At 68.4% G+C, this 10,057-nt stretch carries 10 protein-coding genes and 2 pseudogenes; 2 read left to right on the forward strand and 10 right to left on the reverse strand.

The genetic code is table 11. The annotated features are described in order from the left end of the window. On the reverse strand, positions 1 to 214 hold a 214-nt coding region (locus ACWGI8_RS31225), incomplete at its 3' end, for a LysR family transcriptional regulator (protein WP_453666010.1). A 71-nt stretch (positions 215 to 285) separates the two neighbouring features. Here ACWGI8_RS31225 and ACWGI8_RS31230 point away from each other — a divergent pair. Continuing rightward, positions 286 to 1,020, forward strand: coding sequence for an SDR family oxidoreductase (locus ACWGI8_RS31230; protein ID WP_453666012.1), 735 nt, complete (start codon positions 286 to 288; stop codon positions 1,018 to 1,020). 227 nt (positions 1,021 to 1,247) lie between these two features. On the opposite strand, the gene ACWGI8_RS31235 is transcribed toward ACWGI8_RS31230, so the two are convergent. The 7 genes and pseudogenes from ACWGI8_RS31235 to ACWGI8_RS31265 form a co-directional block, all read right to left on the reverse strand. Beyond that, positions 1,248 to 1,697 (reverse strand): recombinase family protein, encoded by a 450-nt coding sequence (locus ACWGI8_RS31235; protein WP_453666014.1) that lies wholly within the window; start codon positions 1,695 to 1,697, stop codon positions 1,248 to 1,250. 221 nt (positions 1,698 to 1,918) lie between these two features. Beyond that, positions 1,919 to 2,092: pseudogene (locus tag ACWGI8_RS31240) on the reverse strand (zinc finger domain-containing protein); the annotation flags it as partial. Positions 2,093 to 2,188: 96 nt separating this feature from the next. Beyond that, positions 2,189 to 3,682: a transposase gene (locus tag ACWGI8_RS31245; protein WP_453666016.1), complete on the reverse strand. Its 1,494-nt coding sequence runs from the start codon at positions 3,680 to 3,682 to the stop codon at positions 2,189 to 2,191. Positions 3,683 to 3,855: 173 nt separating this feature from the next. After that, positions 3,856 to 4,065 (reverse strand): annotated as a pseudogene (locus ACWGI8_RS31250) (Ku protein); the annotation flags it as partial. A 58-nt stretch (positions 4,066 to 4,123) separates the two neighbouring features. Beyond that, entirely contained in the window at positions 4,124 to 5,221 is a 1,098-nt protein-coding gene (locus tag ACWGI8_RS31255) for a HEAT repeat domain-containing protein (RefSeq protein WP_453666018.1), read from the reverse strand. 302 nt (positions 5,222 to 5,523) lie between these two features. Next, positions 5,524 to 6,543, reverse strand: coding sequence for an RNA-binding protein (locus ACWGI8_RS31260; protein WP_453666020.1), 1,020 nt, complete (start codon positions 6,541 to 6,543; stop codon positions 5,524 to 5,526). 311 nt (positions 6,544 to 6,854) lie between these two features. Beyond that, positions 6,855 to 7,304 carry a hypothetical protein gene (locus tag ACWGI8_RS31265; protein ID WP_453666022.1) on the reverse strand — a complete coding sequence of 150 codons (450 nt, stop codon included), beginning with the start codon at positions 7,302 to 7,304 and terminating at the stop codon, positions 6,855 to 6,857. Positions 7,305 to 7,395: 91 nt separating this feature from the next. On the opposite strand from ACWGI8_RS31265, the gene ACWGI8_RS31270 reads away from it, so the two are divergent. Further along, positions 7,396 to 7,983 (forward strand): hypothetical protein, encoded by a 588-nt coding sequence (locus ACWGI8_RS31270; protein ID WP_453666024.1) that lies wholly within the window; start codon positions 7,396 to 7,398, stop codon positions 7,981 to 7,983. A gap of 300 nt (positions 7,984 to 8,283) precedes the next feature. Here ACWGI8_RS31270 and ACWGI8_RS31275 read toward each other — a convergent pair whose 3' ends face one another. Together ACWGI8_RS31275 and ACWGI8_RS31280 are read right to left on the reverse strand one after the other, a co-directional pair. Continuing rightward, positions 8,284 to 8,814, reverse strand: coding sequence for a GNAT family N-acetyltransferase (locus ACWGI8_RS31275; RefSeq protein ID WP_453666026.1), 531 nt, complete (start codon positions 8,812 to 8,814; stop codon positions 8,284 to 8,286). A gap of 687 nt (positions 8,815 to 9,501) precedes the next feature. Then, positions 9,502 to 9,939 carry an SMI1/KNR4 family protein gene (locus tag ACWGI8_RS31280; protein WP_453666028.1) on the reverse strand — a complete coding sequence of 146 codons (438 nt, stop codon included), beginning with the start codon at positions 9,937 to 9,939 and terminating at the stop codon, positions 9,502 to 9,504. Positions 9,940 to 10,057 lie beyond the last annotated feature (118 nt).

Consider the following 10,057-nt stretch of genomic DNA (forward strand, 5'->3'; position numbering starts at 1 on the left):
GGGCCTGGTCGAGCAGCACCTGACCGGCGTTGGTCAGCCTCACCTGCCGGGTGGTGCGCTCCAGCAAGCGTACACCGAGCCGGGACTCCATCTGAGCGATCGCCTTCGACAGCGGGGGCTGCGCCATCCCCAGACGTTGCGCGGCCCGGCTGAAGTTCAGTTCCTCGGCGACCGCGATGAAGTACCTCAGCTCCCGCACCTCCAGCTCACTCATATCTGTGGACTATAGATCCAGAGTCTTCTGGTCTTTCCCTGCCGCCCGTGGGCGAGGGGAGGCTGGGTGCCATGACGACTTCGCAGAAGACTGCTCTGATCACCGGCGCGAACAAGGGCATCGGCAAGGAAACGGCGCGCAGGCTCGCAGCCCTCGGCATCACCGTGCTGATCGGCGCCCGCAACGCCGAGCGTGGCGAGGCGGCGGCCGAGGAGCTTCGCACGGGCGGCGCCGACGTACGGTTCGTACCGCTGGACGTCACCGACGAGATCTCGGTCCAGGCCGCCGCCAAGCACATCGACGCCACGTTCGGCCGCCTCGACATCCTCGTCAACAACGCCGCGATCGCCGCCGGACCGCAAAAACCGAGTGAAACCCCCGCCGCCACCGTCCGGCAGGTCTACGAGACCAACGTGTTCGGCGTCATCGCGGTGACCCACGCCATGCTCCCCCTGCTCGGCCGCTCCGCCGCCGCACGCATCGTCAACATGTCCAGCGAACTCGGCTCCCTCACCCACCTGGCCGACCCGGGCAGCCCGTGGTCCGCCTACTCCTCGATCCTCCTCCCTTACTGCACCTCGAAGAGCGCGCTGAACGCGATCACCGTGCTCTACGCCAATGAACTGCGCGCCGAAGGGATCCTGGTCAACGCGGTGAGTCCCGGCTACTGCGCGACCGACCTCAACCGCCACACCGGGATACGCACGGCGGAGGAGGGCGCGGCCGTCGCGGTTGACCTGGCGACGGCGGGCGAGGACGGCCCGACGGGCGCCTTTTTGGCCGAGGACGGGCCGATTCCCTGGTGAGACCATGCCGCGCCGTCTCCACCCGAAGCCTGCCGGGGTGTTTTCAACCCCCGCCGTGACGATCACTGGCCTCTTGCGCGGCGCGCATCCCCACGGGCCTTACTGGTAGTTGGTGGGCGCACAAGCCAAGACGGGCACGAGGTGATCACTCATCTCGCGGAATCAGCATCAAGGGCTGGGCCGCGGGTCAGCCGGTGGTCTCCATCGCGGTTGTGTGCTCGTCGTGTTCACGCAGCATGCGCATGACGGTGGCGGGTGAGGGGTGCTGGCCCTTCTTCGTGCCGGGTGACGAGGCGTTTGGCGATGTCGCGCAGGCTCATCTCCTGCTCGCGCAGGTGGAGGGCCATGGACAGCATGGAGTCGTCGGTGACGCCCGCGCCGCCGATGGTCTTGCCGCGCTTGCGGGCGGCCTCGTGGCCCTCCAGGGTGCGGTCGCGGATGTACTCGCGCTCCATGCCCGACATCGCGGCCAGCACCGTGAACACGATCCCGGACGGGTCGTGCGAGCCCTTGAGTTCGCCTGTGAGGAACTCCAGCCCGACATCGCTCGCCTTCAGCTCTTCGGCGAGCATGGCGAGTTCGATGCCTCGGCCGAGCCGCTTGTGCTCGTGGACGACGAGGGTGACGGCGACGCCGGAGGAACGGATCTTCCCGGCGAGCTTGACGGCGGCCTCCAACTCGGGGCGCCGGGTGCGCGGGGGGAGATCTTCTGCGAGAAGATGCGCGTCACTCCGGCCTCGGCGAGTGAGTCGAGCTGCGCGTCGAGGGACTGCCGTGCGGTCGAGGTCCGGGCGTAGCCGAGGCGGACGTGCCCGGCCGGTTCGGCGCCGGCGCTCACCGGCCGCGGTAGCTCGGTCCACATCGACCCCGGCTTGCGTACGGCGGGGGTCGGCACGCTGAGCGTCTTGGCAAGTTGGGGGACGAGGCGGAAGCGGGCGGTGTGGTATTGGATCGCCACCTTGCCCTTGCCGGTCCTGCATGGGGAGCCCGCAGGGGCGGCGCAGGCGGACATCGGGCAGTCGTGCGATTCCACGCGCTTGAAGTCGTCGCTCACAGTTCCGGAGCGTTTCATAAGGGTGTTTCAGACGCCCAGTCGTTTGCAACAACTCATGAAACATGATTGCCGCAGGTGGACCGCCGTGCGGCCGGGTGTTTCACGAGCGACCACCTATGAAACGCCCGCCCGCGCGAACACCTGTGTGCCCTCCGACCACCTGTCAAAACTTCTGACAGCAACACCGGTTTCTTGGTCCGTTCCTACTCGGACCCCCGCCCGTCCCCCAACTCTCCGCAGCCCCTCGCCGGCGTCGGCGCTCTGCTCGGCCGTGCCGTCGCCGTAGGCGGCCCGCTGCTTGGCCGCCCGGTCGAGGTAGAGGCTGTTCCACAGCACCACGGCGTTCAGTGCCAGCCCCAGCGCCCCGGGCTGGTCCTCCATACCCTCGCGACAGTTCTGTCGCAGCTCGCCGCGCTGACCGAAGAAGATCCGCCGTGCGAGACGGTGGCGGGCCTCGGTGATGTTCAGCTGCTTGCCGATCATCCGCCGGTAGCCGTCGTCGGAGATGAACTGCAGCAGGCGCAGCGTCTTGAAGATCCGCCCGTAGTGCGCGAACGCGTCGCCCAGGCCGGTCGGGCGCCCGTCACGGGACAGCATGCGGATCAGGTCGTGGCCGCGGACCTCACCGAGCGTCAGGGATCCGGCCACCCGCAACATGTCGCCCCAGTGCGCCCGTATCCGGTCCAGGCGCACCGTGTGCCGGGAGACGTCCTGCAGCGGCCCGTAGTCTGCACTCGCGTGGGTCCGCCACAGCCGGGCGTCCGAGATGTCCGCGATCCGCGGGGAGAACTGGTAGCCGCAGATCGCGAACAGCCCGAAGACGATGTCGCTGTAGGACGCGGTGTCGGTCACCACGGTCTCCGGCCGCACCCCGCCGTCGCGGCCCAGCAGCGCGTCCAGGATGAACAGCGAGTCCCGCAGGGTGCCGGGCACCACCACTCCGCCCAGGCCCATCACCTGGTCGTTGACCACGTTCAACCAGGTCGCGCCCTTCTTGCGCAGCCCGAAGTACAGGGGGCTGTAGCCCGCGTGCAGGGTCTGCACCGGCACGGTGAACCGCACCCCGTCCGCGGAGGCGACCAGCCCGCCGCCCCAGGCCCGCACCAGGTCGACCTTGGCCTGCGCCGCGATGAGCAGCCCGTTTGCGGCGGAGATCGTCTCCACCCGCACATACCCCTGGTCGACCTGCACGAGGCGGGCACGCGTCAGCACCGGCACGTTCGGCTTGGCCACCGGGACCAGGCCGACGTTACAGGCCTCCGCCAGCAACAGCGCGCACACGCTGACCTCGAAGTCGTCCATGTGCGGATCGGCGTCGGAGATGTGGGTGAACGCCGACGTCATGCCAGTCAGTTCGGCGACCTCCAGTAGCAGCTCAGGGAAGTCGACCTTCGGCAGCACGCTGTTGGCCAGCTGCCGGAAGGCCGGCATCAGGTTCGGCTCCGGGGCGGGGCCGAGCCGGTCCAGCCGCAACTTGCCGTCCTTCACCGTCACCGCGCTGTTCGTGGGCAGCCCGGCGACGACCTGGTGGTAGGCGCCATGCAACGCTCCGGCGAGCTCGGCCAGGTGCGCGGCCGGCTCCGCCTCCAGCCCGAGCGCGGTGAGCACGGTCGGCTCGGCACTCTCCCACCGGTCGCTCCGGCCAGCAGCTTCGCGCGCGAGTCGCCCCACCGGTCCCCGCCGCGGGCGAACACATCGCGTCGCCGCAGCGCCCGGTGCAGGTGCTCCAGCACACAGAACGAGTACGCCGCCTTCTCCACGCACCCCGGCTCGACGTCCGGGCTCATGCCATCGCTGCTCATCGTGTCCATGAGCGCGAGTGCGCCCTCGAGCTCCTGCTCGTCCAGCTCGGTCGCCTGCGGCGCCAGCTCGGCCGGGTCCCTGACTTCATCGGGCCAGCGCATCATGTGGATCAGGATCGCGTCCTCGACGACGCGGAGCAGGCCGAGCCGCTCACGGCCGTGGAAGGCCATCTTCGCCACGGCCACCTTCGAGCGCGGACTGCGGACAGGCTTTGTGCTTGGGCCAGATCAGCCGACGGCCGTGTGATCAGAGCAGGGCTCGGATGGCGTCGCGCCGCTCTGGCAGGCCGGCTTCCCTGAGCCAGCGGAATTTGTTGCCAATGTTCCCCCAGCAGTTGTCATTGGCGGTGACGGCTTGCAGAAGCTCTCGTTGCGCGGCCGACAGTGGCAGGCCGGGGCTGTAGCCGGTGGGGAAGGCTTTGACGAGCAGCGGACCCCAGTCGCGGTCGACGGTGTAGTCGCTGCCGAGCGGCATCAGGGCCATGGCCGCCGGAGCTAGGTCTTCGAAGGCGTCGACGCGGTCAAGGACGGCCTTCAGGAGGGTGAAGCGGAGCCAGCCGTCGAATTGAGGGAGGGGGTCGGGGAACCAGTGGTCTGCCTCGACCGGGTTTTGCAGGGCTTCGAGCAGGACGGCGGTGGCGCGGGGCATGCGCGCGCATCCGGTGGCCAGAGCGGCGCAGGCGCGCACGGCTGGATCAGGATCGTTGAGGAGGCCGGTGGTGTCCTGGCCCCAGGCGCCCATCGCCAGAGCTGCGGAGGAGCGTTCTCGGCGGCTGCCGTCCGCTGCGAGAACGCTACGCAGGCGGTGGGCGGCGCGGGGAACGAGCTCGGCGAGGTCGGGTGCCTTCAGAAGAAGGGTGACCGCTCCGAGGGCTGCCTCTCGGGTGTCCGGATGCGGATCGTCGAGGAACGGTTCGACCGCGTCGTAGAGCTCGCGTCGGATACTCCGGCATGCGCGGATCGCTTCGAGCTCGTCTTCGTCCTCGCCGTCGTACTCATCCCCGTACTCGCCCTCGCTGCCGGGGTCCTCGCCGCAGGAGGCCGAGTCGGCGATCTGGCCGAGCCAGTCGAGTAGTGCGGCCCGTAGGGGTCGGGTCCGGTCGTCCCAGGGGAAGAAGCTCTCGTGCTCGGCCAAAGTCTGGGGGTGGGGCAGGATCGCTGCGACGAACAGTGCGGCCGGCGGGGTGGAGCTGTACAGGGATCCTTGGTGCAGCACGGACATATCGAGCATTCCCAGTGCCTCGGCCTGCACGTCGGGATCCTCGTTCAGGAGTTGACACAGGTACGGCGGGGTGTCCTCGGCGCTCCCATATGCATGCTGCAGGGCGCCCCATTCAGTTGCCATGAGCAGCTCTCTGGCCGTCGAAGGCAGTCCAGACCAGATGGGGGCGCCACGTTCCTCGTCTCGATTCGTCACATGCACACCCTGCCGAACAGCACTGACAACCGGTTGCACCGGGGTGCCGGGGTCCCCGCAGGCATGTTTTTCCTGCTGCCGCCTTTGGGCGGTTCTGTGAACCACCCTCCACGAACGCCAGGTCGTTCGAGAACCCCGAGCCTCCGTCTTCTCAAACGACCTGGCATCCCAGCAGGTCAACGGCTCGCTATCTGACAGATGCGCTGCGACAGGACAGCTGGTCGGAGCCCTCACCCTTTGGGGTGACGGAGAGCCCAGTTCCAGTCGCTCGGCGTCGGCTCGGTCCGCCAACGAGCCCGTAGGACTCCGTCGTTGTCGGGCATGACAGCGGTGAACAGAGGAACACGTTCACCCGCATAAACGGACAAGAGTGCGGCGGCGTGGGCGCTGGATATCCGGGCGGTCAGCTCCGGGAACTCGTCCTCGTCTGCAATGGCGCTGATGATGTGGCCGTCCTTGTCCTGCCAGACGCCTTCGACGAGGCCTTCGGCGGGGAGGGCTCCCAGGACGGCGTCGACGTCGGAGGACAAGGGCGGCCATACAGCCAGACGGGCCCGGGGAGCCAGTCCGGCGCGAACCGTGTCGACGCTGTCGCGGGTGAGGTGGTGCCATCGTGAGGCGCCTTCGAGATACATCTCCTCCAGGATTCCGGCACTGCCGTCGGCGACTGCCCGGTGCAGGCCAGCCCAGAAGTCATCGTCGCCGGGCCGCTGGATGCCTTCTTCCTCGGCCTCGAAGTCGTACGGGGAGGCACCCAGGCGTTCTGGGAACAGCCCGAGTTCGCGGGTCCGGTCCAGCGCCTCCTCGCAAGGCCGGCTGCTGCTGATGTAGAGGTACTGGTCCCACCCCACGTGGACGGCGATCGTGTCCTCCACCTCCAGTCGGCACCAGGCACCGCTGTCGCGCAGCATTGCCCGCACCAGCTCAAGCCCGATGTCGAGCGGCATCTCTGCCCCGTCGTGGAAGTCGGCCAGGCCGAACGGGAGCAGACCGTCCAGTCCAAAACCGTCCACCGGAGGCTCGACGCCGAAGTGCGCGAGGGACGGAACCTGCGGTTCGCGTACGGCCAGGTGATCGATGCCGGTGTCCCAGGCGAATGCCGCGACAGCCTGGAGATAGGCCGCCTCGACCTCGCCGTGGTCGCTGACGGTGTCCTCGGGGCCGGTGTAGTGCCCGTGTCCGTCGCGGTCGGCGGGGTCGTACTTCGTGACGCGGTACACGTAGGTCAGCACGGCCCCATCTTTCTGCATGGGCCTGACACCACGCCGAGGAAATGCCAGGGGACTTGAGACGCTGAAGCGACGGTGCTCGCGCCTCGCGGCATAAGGCATCGCGCTGACCAGCAGGTTCCTTACGTGTCTCAGAACGCGTCCCTACCCCGGCATGCGCGGTGCGGCGTCGTGCCCGCCGCACCGCATCATCGCGGGCACGGTCGTATCCAGGCGGCAAGGGCGACGGCATCCGGACCACAGAGGAGCACGCGCTGACGTGGTAGTCGTACTCCTCGCCGCAGAGACGCTCCCGTCGGCGCTGGGATTGACGACGGCCGTGAAACTTCTCGTCACTCTTCGAGCGCGACCTGCAGCGACGGGCCCGTCATCTCGACGACGACGGCCATGTCTCGCAGTCCGTCGGGCAGGTTCGCGCGCTGCTCCTCGCCGCCGACGAGGACACCGTCCGGAAGAACGATGGCGGCACCGAGACGGTCGGCCAGTTCGGCGACGATGTCCAGGACTCCACCGGACGAGAAGCGGTGCACGCTGATGCCGTCGGCCCTCACGTTCATCTCCGCCTCTTCGCCGTCGGCTGCCCGGATCAAAACCTCCTCGCTGTCCTGGTCCGCATTCACGGCATAAGGTGCCAGTACCTCCCTGGTCACCCGTTCATCCAGCGTCTCGGGTTCGCCTCCCAAGAACCGGTGCAGGGAAATCCCATATCCCATAGGTGTCACCTTCCATTTCCTTGTGTGCCAGACATGGATGGTGATCGCCCCCTTGTTGGCGGCGATCACCTATCGACGGGTGGCGTCGGTGGCGCCACCCGCCCCCGCGGTGGCGAAGGGCGCCTACGGTGAGCTGCGGGGCGGCGGATAGCGTGCGGGCATGGCGATGACGGGGAAGCGACGGGTCCTGTACCGGCAGGGCAGCGGATTCTGGCGGATGACGGCGAAATGGGTTCTGGTCTTCGGGGCCCTGTACCTGCTGGACGGCGGGCTGCTCCGGTCGTGGGGCGACGCTCTGGTCTGGCCGATGATCGGGATCCTACTGTGGGTGCCGTTCGGGATCGGCGTCGTCTGGTACCCGAAGAAGGACCAGCGCGTCGAGCTGACGGCGCGTGAACTGCGGGTGCGGCGCAAGCGGCTGCCGATGGAGAAGGTGAACCTGCCGCACGTGGCGCGGCTGTGGCTGGAGGGGCGGTCAACCGCGGACGACCAGCCGGTGCTGGAATGGACACGGTTCGACCGGGTGGTGTGGGTGCCGCTGCGGGACGGCCGAGCGTTTGGCGTCGAGTTCCGCGACCCGGCCGCGTTCGCCAAGGTTTTCGGCGCCTTCGCGGTCACGGCGTGCGGCGGGCCCGACATCGTCCGCGCGAGGGCCGCAGCGGAGACCTACCCGGATCCGCTCCCGATGCGGCCCCGCCCCGCCGACGACGCAGGCTCCTGGCTGGACCTCCTGGACATCTTCAACTGACAGCCGGAAACGCCGGCAAGAGGCAGCGCTCCGTCAGGGACACGGGGAACTGCACAGAGCCGGCGTTCTCGACCAGCTCCCCCAGGAGGCGTTTCACACAAACACCTCCTGCTACTTGCCGAACTTGCCTGCACCACCGAGTATGCGCCTGAGCTGCACAGGATCCCTTCGCCCCCTGGATAACCTCGGCCGCGGCCCGGCGGCGGCGTTTGCCGCGGGCGTCCTCGATCGGGGCCGGCGCATCCTTCGGCGCGGCCACCGTCTCGGGGAAGGCGCGGCGGCTGAGCACCGACCCAAGCCTCAGGGCTTCAGAAGTCCACCCACCCACCAGTCGTGCGGATTGCCGTCGTTTGCAATCCCACGGTTACGCAGCGTCCCTTCGACGGTGAAGCCCAGCTTCTCGGCGATGGCACGAGAGCCGGTGTTCCCGACCATGGCCCACCACTCGATGCGGTGGACGTCGAATGTGGCCCAGCCCCAGTCGCACAGCGCCCGCGCGGCCTCGACCGAATAGCCGCGGCCGCGCTGCTCCTTGACCGCCCAGTAGCCGAGTTCCAAGACACCCCGGCTCACCCTGGTGAGGCAGTACGAGCCAACGAACGCCCCGCTGCCCTTGCGGAACGCACCGAGGGTGTAGTCCTTGTCCGTGGCCCAGCCCTCGGGCCAGTCCTCACAGACGCTCTTCTCGGCGTCCTCCCGCCGGTAAGGCACCGGAACCGGCGTATAGAACTGGATGTCCTCATCCTGACAAGCGTCATACACCACATCGGCGTCCTCAGGCACGAAGGCCCGCAGCACCAGACGGTCGGTCTCAAGAATCACCGCATCCATTGCGGCAGTATGAACACCACCCGCCAACGGCGACCAGCGACTATCCCAGCAACACCCCAGCTCAGCCTGTCCCGGAGCAGGAGCTACACCCAGCTGACCTCCTCCCCTATCGAAGGACTCACCGACCTGTGATCGGTGAGTCCTTCTGCTCTCCGCTCACCCCATTCCCCAGTTGGTTCACTTCGTGAACCAACTGGGGCTGTTCGGCGTGCCCCGCTCGACGGTGTACGGGCACCTCGACAAGACCAAGACCGTGCCCCGCCAGCCGAAGAGGACCGCGGTCACGAAGCCCTGACCCCTCGTTTGCGGCCGGTGACGATCCTGCTGGCTTGTTGCCGCCCCAGCCGACCGGGTCCTCCGTGGTGGGGCCGTAGCCGCAGAGAGGCCCCGACGGAGGAGTGCTGGGCAGTGGTTGGGGCGTGGTAGACGTCATGTGCTGGAGACGATCGGCCGCCGTGGCCAGACAGTTGCGTGCCGTCCCGTCGCTCCGCCGTGGAGAAGTCCCTGGCCGCCGTCGGCCGCCTGCTGCGGCTGGATCACCCCACTGTGCGCCGCCAGGCTCTGCTTAGCGCTCTCGGCCGGGCCTGACCGCGGCCCGGAAGTGGGAAACGTCTGGCAGCCCGCACGTCGTCGGTGCCGAAACGGCGATACCGGCACCCAATCGCCGTTTCGGCGCCGTGCGGCCGTCTACTGGTACCAGTCGTCTCCGCCCTCATCCGCGAGCGATCGGCCGAGATAGTCCCGCAGATCCCCTGCTACCCACCGGCGGCTGTCGCTTTCGTGCTCCCATACAAAGATGTCCGGCCGTGCCGGGGTGCGCACGAAGGCGAACTGGTCGCCGCCGCCGTTGTCGCCGAAGAAGAGGAGAGCGTCGAACGGCATGTACAGGTCGGCGAAGGAACGGTCCGACCGGAAGCGAAGGTTGTCCTCAACGATCCGCTGCAGCGGCCAGACCGCGGCCACGCCGTAGTGGCCCACGATGCCGTCGGTTTCCCGGAGCAGACTGACGAGGTCGGCCGGCAAAGGGCATCCCAGCCGCTGCTCGGCCGCGGCCAGCGCGGCCCCGTCGACGGGCTCACTGAATTCGGCCTCGGCACACGCCTGACCTGCTACGTCACGCCACATGCGCGCAGCTTAGGCCCAGCGGCAGGGGCCGGTTCAGGCGCCCCACGCGCGGCTGCTCCCAGGTACTCATCCGGCCTGGGTGGGGTGGCCCCGCGCAACGTGCGCAGTGGTCGCGGGG

The organism is Streptomyces sp. NPDC054841 (assembly GCF_053611045.1).

Bases quoted from the DNA above. Each gene is read 5' to 3' on its own strand.
- ACWGI8_RS31260 (WP_453666020.1), bottom strand. From the start codon at position 6,543: ATGCAGAAAGATGGGGCCGTGCTGACCTACGTGTACCGCGTCACGAAG.
- ACWGI8_RS31230 (WP_453666012.1), top strand. From the start codon at position 286: ATGACGACTTCGCAGAAGACTGCTCTGATCACCGGCGCGAACAAGGGC.
- ACWGI8_RS31255 (WP_453666018.1), bottom strand. From the start codon at position 5,221: ATGGCAACTGAATGGGGCGCCCTGCAGCATGCATATGGGAGCGCCGAG.
- ACWGI8_RS31270 (WP_453666024.1), top strand. From the start codon at position 7,396: ATGGCGATGACGGGGAAGCGACGGGTCCTGTACCGGCAGGGCAGCGGA.
- ACWGI8_RS31280 (WP_453666028.1), bottom strand. From the start codon at position 9,939: ATGTGGCGTGACGTAGCAGGTCAGGCGTGTGCCGAGGCCGAATTCAGT.
- ACWGI8_RS31275 (WP_453666026.1), bottom strand. From the start codon at position 8,814: ATGGATGCGGTGATTCTTGAGACCGACCGTCTGGTGCTGCGGGCCTTC.